This is a genomic window from Bacillus sp. BB51/4 (assembly GCF_008368845.1).
In the GTDB taxonomy this organism is placed as follows: domain Bacteria; phylum Bacillota; class Bacilli; order Bacillales; family Bacillaceae_G; genus Bacillus_A; species Bacillus_A wiedmannii.
This window is the reverse complement of sequence record NZ_QOSC01000006.1, coordinates 63,928-78,284: the sequence shown is the minus strand read 5'-3', so window position 1 is coordinate 78,284 and position 14,357 is coordinate 63,928. Positions and strand designations below refer to the sequence as shown.

Annotated in this window: 16 protein-coding genes; 15 read left to right on the top strand and 1 reads right to left on the bottom strand. The window is 35.3% G+C overall.

Going from position 1 to position 14,357, the window contains the following annotated elements; translation table 11 throughout:
* The first annotated feature begins 19 nt into the window (after nucleotides 1-19).
* Together DN392_RS06415 and DN392_RS06410 are read left to right on the top strand one after the other, a co-directional pair.
* Nucleotides 20-568, top strand: a complete 549-nt coding sequence (locus DN392_RS06415; protein ID WP_149237942.1) for a hypothetical protein — start codon at nucleotides 20-22, stop codon at nucleotides 566-568.
* A gap of 58 nt (nucleotides 569-626) precedes the next feature.
* Entirely contained in the window at nucleotides 627-2,354 is a 1,728-nt protein-coding gene (locus tag DN392_RS06410) for a terminase large subunit (RefSeq protein ID WP_149237941.1), read from the top strand.
* A 70-nt stretch (nucleotides 2,355-2,424) separates the two neighbouring features.
* Here DN392_RS06410 and DN392_RS06405 read toward each other — a convergent pair whose 3' ends face one another.
* Nucleotides 2,425-2,619 (bottom strand): hypothetical protein, encoded by a 195-nt coding sequence (locus DN392_RS06405; protein WP_149237940.1) that lies wholly within the window; start codon nucleotides 2,617-2,619, stop codon nucleotides 2,425-2,427.
* An 80-nt stretch (nucleotides 2,620-2,699) separates the two neighbouring features.
* On the opposite strand from DN392_RS06405, the gene DN392_RS06400 reads away from it, so the two are divergent.
* From DN392_RS06400 to DN392_RS06335, 13 genes are all read left to right on the top strand, one after another.
* Nucleotides 2,700-3,884 (top strand): phage portal protein, encoded by a 1,185-nt coding sequence (locus DN392_RS06400; RefSeq protein WP_149237939.1) that lies wholly within the window; start codon nucleotides 2,700-2,702, stop codon nucleotides 3,882-3,884.
* Nucleotides 3,874-4,455, top strand: a complete 582-nt coding sequence (locus DN392_RS06395; protein WP_149237938.1) for an HK97 family phage prohead protease — start codon at nucleotides 3,874-3,876, stop codon at nucleotides 4,453-4,455. Before DN392_RS06400 ends, DN392_RS06395 begins: the two co-directional genes overlap by 11 nt.
* 1 nt (nucleotide 4,456) lies before the next feature.
* Nucleotides 4,457-5,767 (top strand): phage major capsid protein, encoded by a 1,311-nt coding sequence (locus DN392_RS06390; RefSeq protein WP_149237937.1) that lies wholly within the window; start codon nucleotides 4,457-4,459, stop codon nucleotides 5,765-5,767.
* A 1-nt stretch (nucleotide 5,768) separates the two neighbouring features.
* On the top strand, nucleotides 5,769-6,029 hold the full coding sequence (locus DN392_RS06385; RefSeq protein WP_149237936.1) for a head-tail connector protein: 261 nt from the start codon (nucleotides 5,769-5,771) through the stop codon (nucleotides 6,027-6,029).
* A complete protein-coding gene (locus DN392_RS06380) occupies nucleotides 6,010-6,339 on the top strand; it encodes a hypothetical protein (protein ID WP_149237935.1) in 330 nt (109 codons plus the stop codon). The genes DN392_RS06385 and DN392_RS06380 overlap by 20 nt, the downstream gene beginning before the upstream one ends.
* Nucleotides 6,329-6,658: a hypothetical protein gene (locus DN392_RS06375; RefSeq protein ID WP_149237934.1), complete on the top strand. Its 330-nt coding sequence runs from the start codon at nucleotides 6,329-6,331 to the stop codon at nucleotides 6,656-6,658. Before DN392_RS06380 ends, DN392_RS06375 begins: the two co-directional genes overlap by 11 nt.
* Nucleotides 6,658-7,035 carry an HK97-gp10 family putative phage morphogenesis protein gene (locus DN392_RS06370; protein ID WP_149237933.1) on the top strand — a complete coding sequence of 126 codons (378 nt, stop codon included), beginning with the start codon at nucleotides 6,658-6,660 and terminating at the stop codon, nucleotides 7,033-7,035. Before DN392_RS06375 ends, DN392_RS06370 begins: the two co-directional genes overlap by 1 nt.
* Before the next feature lie 11 nt (nucleotides 7,036-7,046).
* Nucleotides 7,047-7,682, top strand: coding sequence for a major tail protein (locus DN392_RS06365; protein ID WP_149237932.1), 636 nt, complete (start codon nucleotides 7,047-7,049; stop codon nucleotides 7,680-7,682).
* A gap of 10 nt (nucleotides 7,683-7,692) precedes the next feature.
* A complete protein-coding gene (locus DN392_RS06360) occupies nucleotides 7,693-8,079 on the top strand; it encodes a hypothetical protein (protein ID WP_149237931.1) in 387 nt (128 codons plus the stop codon).
* Between the two features lie 246 nt (nucleotides 8,080-8,325).
* On the top strand, nucleotides 8,326-11,613 hold the full coding sequence (locus DN392_RS06350) for a phage tail tape measure protein (protein ID WP_149237929.1): 3,288 nt from the start codon (nucleotides 8,326-8,328) through the stop codon (nucleotides 11,611-11,613).
* Entirely contained in the window at nucleotides 11,610-12,413 is an 804-nt protein-coding gene (locus tag DN392_RS06345) for a phage tail domain-containing protein (RefSeq protein WP_149237928.1), read from the top strand. Before DN392_RS06350 ends, DN392_RS06345 begins: the two co-directional genes overlap by 4 nt.
* A gap of 15 nt (nucleotides 12,414-12,428) precedes the next feature.
* The gene (locus DN392_RS06340) at nucleotides 12,429-13,505 is read left to right on the top strand and encodes a glycerophosphodiester phosphodiesterase (protein WP_149237927.1); all 1,077 of its coding nucleotides are present in this window, start codon (nucleotides 12,429-12,431) and stop codon (nucleotides 13,503-13,505) included.
* Between the two features lie 16 nt (nucleotides 13,506-13,521).
* Nucleotides 13,522-14,337, top strand: a complete 816-nt coding sequence (locus DN392_RS06335) for a hypothetical protein (protein WP_149237926.1) — start codon at nucleotides 13,522-13,524, stop codon at nucleotides 14,335-14,337.
* Nucleotides 14,338-14,357: the final 20 nt, after the last annotated feature.

The window sequence follows — 14,357 nt, the reverse complement described above, 5'->3', positions numbered from 1 at the left end:
ATGAATAGGAGATACATAGATGGATAACATTAATATTTCAAATTTAGTACAAGTAATTTCTCCAATAGTAGGTATTGTTATTTCGATAGTGGCAATTATTATTTCTGTACTTTCCTTAAAAGTAACTAAAAATTCTATTGAAGAAGCAAATAGACCATATGTAGTTGTTTACAGGGATTATATACAAGTTTTATCTAACATCCATGAATATTTAATTATAAAAAATTTCGGTAAAAGTGGGGCTACTATTGATTCTATTATTTTTGATCCTAGTTATGTCGATTCAAGGACAGGAAAAGGATTTTTCGAGAATACCAGGGATACTTTTATAGCACCAGGACAATCGATATCTACAGTCGTTTCCTCAAACGCCTTTGGTGAAGAACATAGTGGTAGAGTTAAGGTTACAATAAAATATCATACAGAGCAAAAAGAGTATCAAGAGGTAATAACTTTAAATGACGAAGCACGCCGAGATATCGTATTTGCAAAACAAAAGGCAAACAAAAGATCCATTGAAGAAGTTATGACAAATGCTACTGAAGAAGTTCTAAGAAGACATCTTTAGACAGTTTAGGTCACACATTTGTGTGGCTTTTTTATTATGCCTTGGAGGTGGTGTTTATGTGATTAAACGTGGCGTTAATTATGCAGATATTTATGCAAAACAAGTAAGAAAGAATCCTAAAAAATATCCTGATACTATCAAGGCAATGGTAGATCGTTATTATAAATGGAAAAAGCGTAAAGATATTTGGTTCGATGTGGACCGTGCAAATGAAATGATGGATTGGGTTGAAACATTTGTCCGTCACACTAAAGGTGATTTGGCTGGACAACCTTTTATCCTGGAAGATTGGGAGAAGTTTGCTTATTCCTGGATATATGGATGGGTTCATAAGAATGAAAAAGGACAAATTGTCCGAGTTACTCGTGAAGCTTACATTCAGGTTCCTAAGAAGAATGGTAAAACTTTAATCGGTGTTGGTGCTCTTGGTTATGCGATGTACGGTGAAGGAGTACTTAGTGCCGATTGTTATTGTTGTGCGAGTGATTTTAACCAGGCTCAATATGCAGCAAAGCCATTTGCAGCAACAATTATGAACCATGATGTATTAATGGATTGCTCACACATTTATAAAGGGCCAAAAGGCACTATTTCCAGTGTGACTTATGACTACATTCGTGATGATTTAGCTTATCAGAACCAATTCATTGTAATGAGTAAAAACATTCAATCCATTGAGGGTTCCAATCCACACTTTATTTTAAATGATGAGCTTCATGCTCAAGAAAATATGGATCAGTACGATAACTTTAAATCAGCACAGGTTTCTCGTGCTGAGCCGATTATGTTTAATATATCAACGGCTGGTAAAGGTTCTTCATCGGTTGGTATGCGAGTATATCGTGAAGCGAAAGAAGTATTGAAACGTGATGATAATGACTCAAGTTTCGTCATGATATACGAACCTAACAAGAATTATGACTGGACAGACCGTAATGTTTGGGCAATGGTTAATCCAAATATCGGTGTGTCTGTTACGATGAGTGCTCTTGAAACAGAATTCATCTCAGCATCACGTTCAGCGCATAAAAAAGCCGAATTTCTTTCTAAACATTTGAATGTATTCGTAAATGGAGCTGAAAACTTCTTTGAACAAGGACAAGTTGAGCATGTTCTTGTGGAAGACCTGGGCGATTTAACAGGTGAAACGTGCTATATCGGTTTAGATTTATCGAAAACAACCGATTTAACATGTGTAAGCTTGAATTTCCCTAATGCTGGTTATACCGAAGATGGAAAGTCAATTTTAAAGGTTAAACAAATGTATTTCGTACCAACTGAAGATATTGAACATCGCGAAAAAGAAGATAACGTTCCGTATACTGATATGGCTGAGCGTGGCTTTGTTACTTTTTGTGATGGAAAGATGATAAATCAGGACCAGGTTATGGATTATATTGTGGAATGTTTAAATCTGTATGATGTACAACAAATAAACTACGATCCAGCCATGTCTCAAAAGTTAATTGAAAAACTTGAGAATCTTGGTATTGAATGCATTTCTGTAAGTCAGTTCCCTAACGTTATGAATGCAATGATGGATGATTCTGAAATACTCATTTATGAAAAACGTATAATGACCGATAATCCTTTGTTTGTTTATTGTGCTCTTAATGTTGTAGTAGTAACAAATATTAACGGCATGAAAGCCCCGAGTAAGCGACAGTCCAAAAAGAAGATTGATGGATTTGTTGCTTTTTTATGTGCTCATAAAGAAACAATGATGGTTATGGATAGCATATCTGAAGAAGGTATGGATGAATTGATTGGTGATATTTATCGATAAGTAGTGAAACAAAATAAAACAGCTTAGCCCGGAAACTAAGACTAAACTGTTTTATCACTTACTGTAATTATTAAAAGGATCTAATTGATGCTCTTGGTCCGTCACCATTACGAAAAGACTCACTAACTTCTTTTGAAGTAGTTATGTATAAATCCACAATTTCACTTGGTGATTTACCAGTTAAGTCTTGATTCTGTAAGTAGAGCATTGTTAATGCTTGAATTTTATTACTTGGGAATGTATTTAAGTTAACATTATTAGCCATAATATCCACCTCCTTCTATTTGATTTTATCAGAAAAGAGAGTGTAAGTTTAATAATTTTGTCTTGAAAGGCGGTGAGAAATTGGGTTTAAGGGATAGGTTTTCAAATTATTTATTTAAACAGGCTGAAAAGCGTGGCTACCTTGATGATGTTTTAGGAAAAAGTATTCGTTATGGTGGCGTATATGTAACGGATTCGAACATCTTACAATCTAGTGATGTTTACGAGTTGTTGCAAGACATCAGTAATCAAATGGTATTGGCTGACATTGTTGTAGAAGATGAATTGGGGAATGAAATCAAAGATGATATTGCACTTCAAGTCTTAAGAAATCCTAACAATTATCTAACACAATCTGAGTTCATTAAATTAATGACTAATACCTATTTACTCGAGGGTGAAACATTCCCAATATTAAATGGTGCTCAAATACATTTAGCTTCAAATGTTTTTACTGAGTTAGATGATAATTTAGTAGAACATTTTAATATTGGTGGTCACGAAATTCCTCCATTTATGATTCGTCATGTGAAAAATATTGGCGCAGATCATTTAAGAGGAAAAGGTCTTCTTGATTTGGGAAGAGATACACTCGAGGGCGTTATGTCAGCGGAGAAAACTTTAACTGACAAATATAAGAAGGGTGGACTATTAGCATTCCTGTTAAATTTGGATGCTCATATCAATCCACAGAATGGTGCACAATCAAAGTTAATCAATGCAATTTTAGATCAATTAGAATCAATTGATGAATCTAGGTCTGTAAAAATGATTCCTCTTGGAAAAGGGTACTCAATTGATACGCTTAAAAGCCCGCTAGACGATGAAAAGACCCTGGCATACCTAAATGTATATAAAAAAGATTTAGGTAAATATTTAGGCATAAATGTGGACACATACACAGAGTTAATCAAAGAAGATATTGAAAAAGCGATGATGTATATCCACAACAAAGCAGTTAGACCAATAATGAAGAATTTTGAAGACCATTTGAGTCTTCTTTTTTATGGCCAAAATTCAGGGAAACGTATCAAATTTAAGATTAATATTCTTGATTTTGTTACTTATAGTAACAAAACGAATATTGGCTACAACCTTGTGCGTACAGCCATTACTTCACCTGATAATGTCGCTGATATGTTGGGATTCCCTATACAAGGTACAAAGGAATCACAAGCTATATACATTTCAAATGACTTGACTGAAATCGGTAAGAAAGAAGCGGCCGGCGGTTCATTGGGAGGAGGTGAAGAGAATGAAAATTGAGGTTCGAGGGAATCAAGTCATACTTGATGGATATGTAAATGTTGTGGACAGAGAAAGTCGAATGTTGCCTTCTCCGAGGGGGTATTTCAAGGAAAGAATTGTTCCAAAAGCGTTTGAGAAAGCATTGAATAAAGCAAAGAATGTGGACTTGCTTTTTAATCACAACAAAAATAGAAAGCTTGGTTCTATTGAAAATGGCAATTTGGAATTGTATGAAGACAATATTGGTTTAAGAGCCATTGCTACAGTTACAGATGAACAAGTAATTGAGAAGGCAAAAAATAAAGAATTGCGTGGTTGGTCATTTGGTTTTGTTTCCGAAAAAGATTCATGGGAAGATGGCGAATCTGGTGTTCAAAAACGATCTATTGAAGAACTGGAACTTTTAGAAGTTTCTATTTTGGATATGACACCAGCTTATGTTGCTACTTCTATTGAAACCAGGGGCGAAAATGCAACCATGATTGAAATGAGAAGTACAGAGGCAGCTGTAAAAACAGTTGTGGAAGATGATACAGAAGAAAGAAACAACATTATTAAACAAATAAAAAAAGTTCTGGAGGACAATTAACATGAAATTAAAAGAAATCTTAAAAGCATCTCAAGCACGAAATAAAGCTCGATTAGCAGAATTACAAGGTAAAGTTGAAAAAGGTGAAGTTCGTTCAGAAGAATTAGCAGCAGTTAAGGCTGAGGTAGAAGCATTGACAGAAGAAGCAAAAACTCTTGCTGATGCAATTGCGAAATTAGAAGAGGAAGAAAAAGAAGAAGATCCAGACAAAAAGAAGGGTGAGGACCCAGAGAAAAAAGAAGATCCAGCAGCAAAAGAAAATCCGGATGCAAAAACTGACCTGTCAGAAGAGCAACGTTCTGAAATCATGGTAGCTATTGGAACAGGTCTTTCTACTAAAGGTCATAAATCTACTAAAAACAAAGAAACAGAAACTCGTTCAGCTTTCGCTAATTATATTGTTGGTAATATTGATGAGCGAGAAGCCCGTTCATTAGGGTTAGTTACTGGTAATGGTTCTGTTACGATTCCAGATTTCTTAAGTAAAGAAATTATTACGTATGCACAAGAAGAAAACTTCTTACGCCGATTAGGAACAGGAGTAAAAACAAAAGAAAATATTAAGTATCCTGTTTTAGTTAAAAAGGCAGAAGCACAAGGTCATAAAAATGAACGAACAAATAATGAAATTCCGGAAACAGATATTGAATTTGATGAAATTGAACTATCTCCAACAGAGTTTGATGCGCTTGCTACAGTAACGAAAAAGTTATTAGCACGTACAGGTTTACCAATTGAACAAATCGTTATGGACGAGTTGAAAAAAGCTTATGTTCGTAAAGAAACTCAATACATGGTTAATGGTGATGAAGCTAATAACATCAATGATGGTGCGTTAGCAAAGAAAGCTGTTGAATTTAAAACGGAAGAAAAGGATCTATACAATTCATTAGTAATAATGAAAAATACACCTGTTAAAGAAGTGCGTAAGAAAGCACGATGGGTGTTAAATACAGCAGCACTAACAAAAATTGAAACAATGAAAACCGATGATGGTTTCCCATTACTTCGTCCATTTAATCAAGCGGAAGGTGGAATTGGTTATACGTTATTAGGCTTCCCTGTTGAGGAAGAAGATGCAATTGATATTGCAGGTGAACCAGATACACCAGTCTTCTACTTTGGTGACTTCTCTAAATTCTATATTCAAGATGTCATTGGATCATTAGAAGTACAGAAATTAGTTGAGTTATTCTCACGTACAAATCGTGTAGGTTTCCGTATTTGGAACTTACTAGATGCACAACTAATTCATTCGCCATTTGAAGTTCCAGTTTATAAGTATGTTTTAAAAGCTTCTACTGGAGCTTAATATGGACGAATTAATTGAGAAATTAAAATCTCATATTCATTGGGAAGAGGGTATGGACGAAACCATGCTCTCTTTTTATATCATTCAAGCAAAGACTTATGTAAAGAATGCGACAGGCAAACAGACCGAGTATTTAATTATTATGGTCGCCGGTATTTTCTATGATTACAGGGTCGCTGAAAAAGAATTAGAACAAGCACTTGATGCTTTAACACCGTTCTTTGTTCAGGAGGTTTTTGTCGATGAAGAGACAGACAAATAAACTCAGATGGATGGGAGAACTACTTAAATTAGGAGAAACCATTGATCCAGACACAGACCGTGTTGTGATGGGGTATCCATTAGAACGCAAGATTCGTTATAACAACATTGGAGTTACGGCCACTGATAAATTCACGACAAAAGATACGAATGAAATTGTAAAGAAAATTGAGGTTCGTATTGATAGGGATATTGAAAATAATCAAAAGGATTACCGTGTAAAAGTAGGTGGTCGTATTTATGATATTGAGCGCATTTACGTAAAAGAAGAAGACCGATCGATGGAGGTGTCACTGTCTTATGCAAATTAGCTTTGAACAGTTGCGAACCCTTATGAAGCAATCTGGTATTCCAGTTTCTCGTGATAGTGCTCCTACAGGTTCAGATTACCCTTATATTGTGTATGAATTTGTGAATGAGCAGCATAAGAGAGCTTCTAATAGAGTCTTAAACGATATGCCACTTTATCAGATTGCAGTTATCACAAATGGTACTGAAAAAGATTACGAGCCATTAAAGGATGTTTTTAACGATGCAGGCGTTTCTTATTCTCAGTTTGATGGAATGGGTTATGACGAGAATGATGATACCATAACGCAGTTTATAACATATGTGAGGTGCATTCAATAATGGCATCTAATAATAATGGTTTTGCTGATGCTTTGGAGGATATCAATACATTACTTAGGGTTAATAAACAAGTAGAAAAGCAGTTTTTGGAAGAAGCGGCTAATTATTTTATTAGCAAATTAAAACCAAAAATTAAATTATCTAATAAGAACAAGAAAACTCATTTAAGAGAAAGTCTGAAAGTCGTTGTAAAAAATGACCTTGTATCTGTGGAATTCGAAGATGACGCTTGGTATTGGTATCTATACGAAAATGGCCATAAAAAAGCAAATGGCAAAGGTCGTGTGAAAGGAAAACACTTTGTACAGAATACCTTTGATGCAGAAGGTGACAAGATAGCAGAAATCTTAGCTCAAAAAATAATAGATAGAATGTGAGGATGATAGAAATGGCAGGGACAAAAGAAAAAGAACTATTGTATCCAGTAGGTATTGAGTCATTGTATATTGCAATGATGGTAGGAGGAAAAGATACAAAATTGGCAATCCCTACTTACGAAGAAGAAATCTACCAAATGGATAATATCGTTGAGATTGGTATTGCTGGTAATAGTACAATAACTCAGAAATGGGCATCTAATAAATTATTTGTTAATGCAAGCAAAAACTCAAAGTACACATTATCTTTAAGTCACGTAGCCTTACCACAAATCGTTAAAGATGCAATTTACGGTTATCTTGCTGAAAAAGGTGTTGTATTCAATAAAGCAACGTTAAAAGAGTTTCCAATGTTTGCAGTTGGCTTTGTAGCTCCTTTAAGTGACGGCTCACGTATTGGCCGTTGGTATCCTCGTGTACAGGTTACACCAGGTGAAGAGAAATTTACTACCACAACGGAAGAAGCAGAAATTCAAGATCAAGCGTTAGCTATGGAAGCTACTCCTTTGTTATTCAATGATGTAACAGAAGTAGACTTTTCGGAAGCTCGTTCTTCAGCAACAGGTATTACTGTTGAGGATTTCATGAAGCAAGTTATTTGTGATAAATCTCAATTATCGTTGCTAGGAACAGGCACAGGAGAATAGGAGTGATAATATGGCACGTTTAAGTGATTTAGTTAACGTTGATATAAATTTAAATAAAATTAAAATACAGGGAGTTGAGATTCCTGTTATTTTTACATTTGAATCATTCCCTTATGTGGAAGAATCCTATGGTAAACCATATCATGAGTTCGAAAAAGAAATGAATGAAATGTTGGCAAAAGGAGAATTCAGCTTAGGGGAACAAGAAGCAAAACTGATGCGCTCGTTAATTTATGCAATGGTGCGAAGTGGTGGAACAGAGTGTACACCAAATGAAATTAAAAATGCTATTCCACTTTATGATGTACCTGGTATTTTCCAAGTAGTATTCGAAATCTTTAACGGTCAAAACTTCCAAATTGAAGATATGGAGAAGTTGAAGAAAGAAAAAAAGTAAAGAACATACTGAATGAAAATGAAGAATCTCAGTCCGAGTTGGACTGGGATTTTTATTTTTATGTCGGTAATACGTTGCTCGGTTTAAGTATGGATGACTTTTGGAAAATCACTCCTAATCATTTTTTAAAGCAATACATTATGCATCTTAGATACAACAATCCTGATGCACTTGAAGAGAAAGCAGCAAAACCAAAAAGGGTTTATTTAGATCAGACTCCATTTTATTAAGAAATGAGGTGAAAATATGCCAGGGAATAAAGAAAGAAACGTTGTTCTTAATTTTAAAATGGATGGACAAGTTCAGTATGCTCAGACATTGAAGCAAATTAACATGGTGATGAATAACGCAGCAAAAGAATACAAGAATCATATTGCAGCAATGGGTCAAGATGCCACTATGACCGATAAACTAGCAGCTGAAAAGAAAAAGTTAGAAATTCAAATGGAAGCAGCTAAGAAACGTACATCAATGTTACGTGCTGAATATGAAGCAATGTCTAAGGATACTAATACAACCGCTGAACAACTTAATAAAATGTACGGTAAATTGCTAGATGCAGAACGTGCTGAAACTTCTCTTAATAATGCAATGAAAAGGTTAAATGATGGTCTTTCGGAGCAAGCCATTGAAGCGCGAGAAGCACGTGGAGACATGGAGAAACTTGAAGCTAATACTAAACGATTAGAAGCTGAACAAAAGCGCCTGACAAGCTCGTTTAAGCTTCAAAATGCCGAACTAGGAGCGAATGCTAGTGAAGCTGATAAGTTGGAATTAGCGCAGAAACAACTACGTCAGCAGATGGAAATGACTGATAGAGTCGTCCACAATTTAGAACAACAATTAAGCGCAGCTAAACGTGTATACGGTGAAAATTCCACTGAAGTACAGCAACTTGAAACAAAATTAAATCAAGCTAAAACCACATTGAAGCAATTTGAGAATTCATTGCAGAGTGTTGGTCGAAGTGGAGATCAAGCTGCAGACGGTATGGAGCAACTTGGTAAGAAATTAGATTTGCATAATATGATGGAAGCTACTCAAATACTTCAAGGAATGTCTCAACAGTTAATTGAACTTGGTAAAGCTACAGTGGGTATAGCGATAGATTTTGATAGGTCTCAAAGGAAAATACAATCTTCATTAGGAGTAACTCAAAAAGGTGCAGAGAATCTCGGTAAGATTTCAAAAGATGTGTGGAAAAAGGGGTTTGGTGAAAGTCTTGAGGAAGTTGACCAAGCTCTTATAAAAGTTTTTCAAAACATGCGTGATGTTCCGCATGAAGAATTACAAGGTGCATCTGAAAATGTTTTAACATTAGCTAAAGTCTATGATGTGGACTTAAATGAAGCAACTCGTGGTGCAGGACAAGTAATGAGTCAGTTTGGATTATCTACAGAGAAAACATTTGATCTATTAGCAGCAGCAGCCCAAGAGGGTCTTAATTACTCGGATGAATTGTTTGACAACCTTTCAGAATATGTTCCCCTCTTCAAACAAGCAGGGTTCTCAGCTGAAGAGATGTTCACCATTCTTGCGAATGGAACGCGTGACGGCGCTTATAATTTGGATTATATCAATGATACAGTTGCTGAATTCGGAAAGAAAGTACAAGACGGATCAAAAGGTACAGCGAATGCGTTTGCTGATCTTTCCGAGGAAACGCAAGCAGTTTGGAAATCATTTAATGATGGTAAAGCAACAGCCGCCGATGTGTTTAAAGCTGTAATAGGTGATTTAGGAAGCATGGATGACAAGGTAAAACAGAATCAAATTGGAGTTGGCTTGTTTGCTACCCGTTGGGAAGACATGGGGGCTAAAGCTGTATTAGGTCTTACTGATGTAAACGGTGGTCTTGGTGATGTAAATGGTCGTATGGAGGAAATGAAAAAGCTTCAAGAAGAATCACTTGGCCAACAATTTCAAAAAGCATTAAGAGAAACACAAGCAGCCTTTGAACCGCTTGGCAAGAAGCTTGCTGAATTAACTAAAGATGTTTTACCACCAGTAGTAGAGGGAATTAAATCGGTAGTTAATTGGTTCACTAAATTACCTGATCCGATTCAAAATTTTGTTTATGTTTTTGCTGGATTAGTAGTTGTATTAGGTACTTTAGCACCCATTATTGCGGCAGTTGTAGTATCGGTTGGTGTATTAGGTGCATCACTTGGAATTGTCATGCTTGTTATCGCTGGAGTAGCGGCTGTAATAGCGGGCGTTATTTGGGCTATAAAAAATTGGGGTGCCATAACCGATTGGCTTTCTGAAAAATGGTCGCAATTTAAAGATTGGTTTGGTGAATTGTGGTCGGGAATAGTTCAGGCGTGTAGTGATGGGTGGTCTTCCACAGTTGAGTACTTCTCAGAAGCCTGGTCTTCATTTATTGAAATGATGCATGAATTTTTTGACCCGATAGGTCAGTTTTTTAGTGATTTATGGTCAGGAATTGTCGAAACAGCGTCATCTTGGTGGTCGTCACTTGTTGAAACAGCATCTGAATTGTGGGGAACATTGGTACAAGCTTGGCAGGATACGTGGGATACGATACTTACCGTCTTAGATCCAATTATTTCTTTGATTTCTACAGTTTTAGAAGCAGGATGGTTACTTATCCAAGCGGGGACACAAATTGCGTGGTCTGTCATAAGTAAGTACATTATTGATCCGATGACTGAAGCGTATAACTGGTGTAAGGAACAACTTGGAGAACTAGTTTCTTGGTTAAATTCACAGTGGGAAACGGTGAAATCTTATACACTCGCAGCATGGAATTTGGTAAAACAATATGTGATTCAACCAGTCCAAGAATTGTGGAATTGGACAAAGCAAAAACTTGGGGATTTAGCTAATTGGATATTATCAAACTGGGAAACTATAAAATCCTATACGCTTACGGCTTGGAATTTAGTGAAGAAATATGTGATTGATCCAGTAACTGAAGCCTATAATTCAACTAAGCAAAAATTTACTGATTTATATAATTCAGCTAAAGAAAAATTTGATTCTGTGAAAAATGCGGCTAAAGAAAAATTTGATGCGGCAAAACGATTCATTATGGATCCAATAAAAGAAGCGGTTGATGGGGTGAAGGGATTTATTGATAAAATCAAAGGATTCTTTGATAATTTGAAGTTGAAAATTCCTAAACCTGAAATGCCTAAGCTTCCACATTTCAGTCTGCAGACTAGTTCTAAAACAATTGCAGGTAAAGAAATCTCTTATCCATCTGGTATTGGTGTAGAATGGCGTGCTAAAGGTGGTATTTTCACTCGTCCTACTATCTTTGGAATGAACGGTGGACAATATCAGGGTGCAGGAGAAGCTGGACCAGAGGGTGTTTTACCTTTAAATGAGAAAACACTCGGTGCAATAGGGAAAGGTATCGCTGATACCATGTCACAATCAAATGGTGATGTTGTAGTCCATGTTTATTTAGATGTGGATGAAGTAAATACAAGACTTGCTCCTGGTATGAGTAAGCAGCTAAATCAGAACAATAGAATTAGCGCTCGTGGTCAAGGGGTGATTTTGTGATTACATTAGACGATAAATATAGATTAGAAGACTTTGGTTTCATTTGTGAACCGGGTTATGATGACCCATTAACACCTTCTTTTTCAAGGAAAACGTATAGTATCCCTGGAAGAGAGGGTGTTATTCCGTTTGGAATGGAAATAAAGGAGAAAGAATTTGCGTATCCATTGATGATTATGGAAAGGTTTCATATAGAAATGCAGCGTAAGTTTGAAAAATTCACGAGCTTTTTCTTTGATCAATATGGAAATCCAAGAAAGGTTAAGATGGTACGTGATTATGACCCGGGAAAATTTTATTATGTAGAATTAGCACAACAAATTACGCCAGATAGGCTACCTGAAGATGGAAAGTTTGTATTACCTTTAGTTGCATATGATCCACGTGGTTATTCTATTGTCAAAAGTACAGATAAAATTAAATGGGGTACACGTATACCTTTTGCGACACAAATACCATTTGGATATAAACCTTCACAATATAATGTCGTTTCATCTCAGACTTTAAATGTTGATAATAATGGTTCTTTAGTTGTTCGGCCTATTATTGAAATTTCAGGGACGGTGACAGAACTAATTCTCAATATTAATAGTGAGGTTTTTAATTTTGGTAATTTAAAAAACGAAACCTTATTAATCGATGCGCAGCATTATACTGTTAAAAAAAACAGTCAAAATTATTTATTTAAAATGACAGGTAACTTGGAAAAAATAGAACTTTTTCCAGGTAATAATACCGTACAGATTGGTGGGTCTAGTATTAATTTAAAAGTAACATTTAACTTCCGAGGAAAATACTGATTGGTGGTGGCATAAATGACAGATATACCTTTAGTTTCAATAGATGATGATTTACCAGACGGTCTCCCAAAAATCAATCAAGGTATAAAAAATTCATATGAAGCATTAAATAGATCGATTAAATCAGAAGAAAAATCAGCCATTGCCCAAGAGAAAGCAATGGCAGCGGATGAATTATCTAAAAATGTTAAGGAACAGTTGAATCAAGTGGTTATTGAAGGTTCTATTGATCCGGAGACAAAACAAGCAAGGGTAGATGCTTTAGGTAACCCACACGATACCTTAAAAGGACGTTCAGATAGTGACTTTTTGATACATGCTAATCAAATTAATGTTCTTCAACAAAATAAACGTACAGTATTAGACAATTATGTTGGAACGAAAATGATTGCTCATAAAGGTGCGATGAATTTAGCTCCCGAAAATACGATTCCAGCTTTTGAACTAGCTGGAAAATATGGATTTGAATTTATAGAGCTTGACGTGAGTGTAACGTTAGATGGTGTTTTAATTATTAATCACGACGCGACTATTGATGCTATGACGAATGGTAATGGAACTATCGCAAACATGACATATGAACAAATTCAAAGATTTAATGTTGATATGGGGCCGAATATTAACATCTATGAAGGTACTAAACTTTGCACATTGGAAGATGTATTGAAAATTACTGTTAAATACAACCTAGTTCCTTTTGTAGAGCTTAAAAATATAAACGACCAAAATAGAGACTGTATGAATGTTTATAATATGTTGAAAAAATATGGATTAACAAAAAAGAGCGTTATAGTATCCTATAACAAAGCGTGGTTGGAATTCATACGTGACATCGATAAGGATATAGTGCTAGGAATTATTTTAAACCCTTGGAGTATTGAAAATGTAGATTATATAAAATCATTAGGAAACGCCTTTTTAATGTGTGATAGGTACAGTGCTACTGTAGAAAATGTGCAATATTGCCATGAAAACGGAGTGAAAATAGCAATATATAGTCCCACTGGAACAGGGAGCATTGATCTACTCTCTGAGCAACGAGAGTATACTATGCGAGGTGTAGATTTTATTTTAACAGGAAGTTTGTTATAAAAAGGAGGATGCATATATGTCGATTTATCAAGATGTAGACTATGCACTTTTAAATATTGATGATTATGTAAAATACCGTTCTTCATCTTCGTTTAATAAAGTAGATTCAGCTTCCCAAGTCACAGATGACACTTTTTACTTCGATACAGCAATTCGACTATTAACAGCGCAATCATCAAACGCAAAATCTGGTGGTTTTAACTTTTACTTCGAGAATACCTACATTGGAGACATCATTGAAATAGAATGTGAGATTCGTTCTGTAACTGGAGAATATCCACGCATTTATTTCAATGGAATTTCTTTTCCTGGTCCATCTGGTATCGAAGCTGACAGTACCTATATGGCTCCTTCTCAACAAGGTCAATGGGAATTTATGAAGCGTGAATTTATTGTTAGAAACACACAATATAATAACTATAAATTTTTTATCGGACTCATAACAAATTCAGCAGGTAAGTATCAGTTAAGGAATTTGAAAGTTCGTCTTAAAAGAACTGTTTTTAATAAGAAAAATGAAATAAGCAAAACTTATACAATCAATAAATATAACGGATCATGGGTTTTTGATGAATACAGCGATAGTGACAAAGGCAATTTGAGTTATGAAGGGAATTCTTTAAAGGTTGCTTTTGATTTACCATTCAACAAAAAACCAATTCCGTTGGTTACACTAGGGAATAGTCTTGCAGTAAAGTATAAGATTATAGCTAATGCAAAAGTGGACAATGTATTAATAACTTTTTATGATGAAAATAATGTGGCTGTTTCTGCCGAAGCGGTTGTTAGTAACAATACGTTATTCCATTTAGCTGTTTTTGGTAAAAATTAAGGATTCAAAGCGGGTGATGT

What these genes read in the sequence shown, in the direction of transcription:
- DN392_RS06365 (WP_149237932.1), top strand. Translation starts at nt 7,047, where the DNA reads ATGGCAGGGACAAAAGAAAAAGAACTATTGTATCCAGTAGGTATTGAG.
- DN392_RS06360 (WP_149237931.1), top strand. Translation starts at nt 7,693, where the DNA reads ATGGCACGTTTAAGTGATTTAGTTAACGTTGATATAAATTTAAATAAA.
- DN392_RS06390 (WP_149237937.1), top strand. Translation starts at nt 4,457, where the DNA reads ATGAAATTAAAAGAAATCTTAAAAGCATCTCAAGCACGAAATAAAGCT.
- DN392_RS06405 (WP_149237940.1), bottom strand. Translation starts at nt 2,619, where the DNA reads ATGGCTAATAATGTTAACTTAAATACATTCCCAAGTAATAAAATTCAA.
- DN392_RS06415 (WP_149237942.1), top strand. Translation starts at nt 20, where the DNA reads ATGGATAACATTAATATTTCAAATTTAGTACAAGTAATTTCTCCAATA.
- DN392_RS06335 (WP_149237926.1), top strand. Translation starts at nt 13,522, where the DNA reads ATGTCGATTTATCAAGATGTAGACTATGCACTTTTAAATATTGATGAT.
- DN392_RS06350 (WP_149237929.1), top strand. Translation starts at nt 8,326, where the DNA reads ATGCCAGGGAATAAAGAAAGAAACGTTGTTCTTAATTTTAAAATGGAT.
- DN392_RS06340 (WP_149237927.1), top strand. Translation starts at nt 12,429, where the DNA reads ATGACAGATATACCTTTAGTTTCAATAGATGATGATTTACCAGACGGT.
- DN392_RS06385 (WP_149237936.1), top strand. Translation starts at nt 5,769, where the DNA reads ATGGACGAATTAATTGAGAAATTAAAATCTCATATTCATTGGGAAGAG.
- DN392_RS06380 (WP_149237935.1), top strand. Translation starts at nt 6,010, where the DNA reads ATGAAGAGACAGACAAATAAACTCAGATGGATGGGAGAACTACTTAAA.
- DN392_RS06370 (WP_149237933.1), top strand. Translation starts at nt 6,658, where the DNA reads ATGGCATCTAATAATAATGGTTTTGCTGATGCTTTGGAGGATATCAAT.
- DN392_RS06395 (WP_149237938.1), top strand. Translation starts at nt 3,874, where the DNA reads ATGAAAATTGAGGTTCGAGGGAATCAAGTCATACTTGATGGATATGTA.
- DN392_RS06375 (WP_149237934.1), top strand. Translation starts at nt 6,329, where the DNA reads ATGCAAATTAGCTTTGAACAGTTGCGAACCCTTATGAAGCAATCTGGT.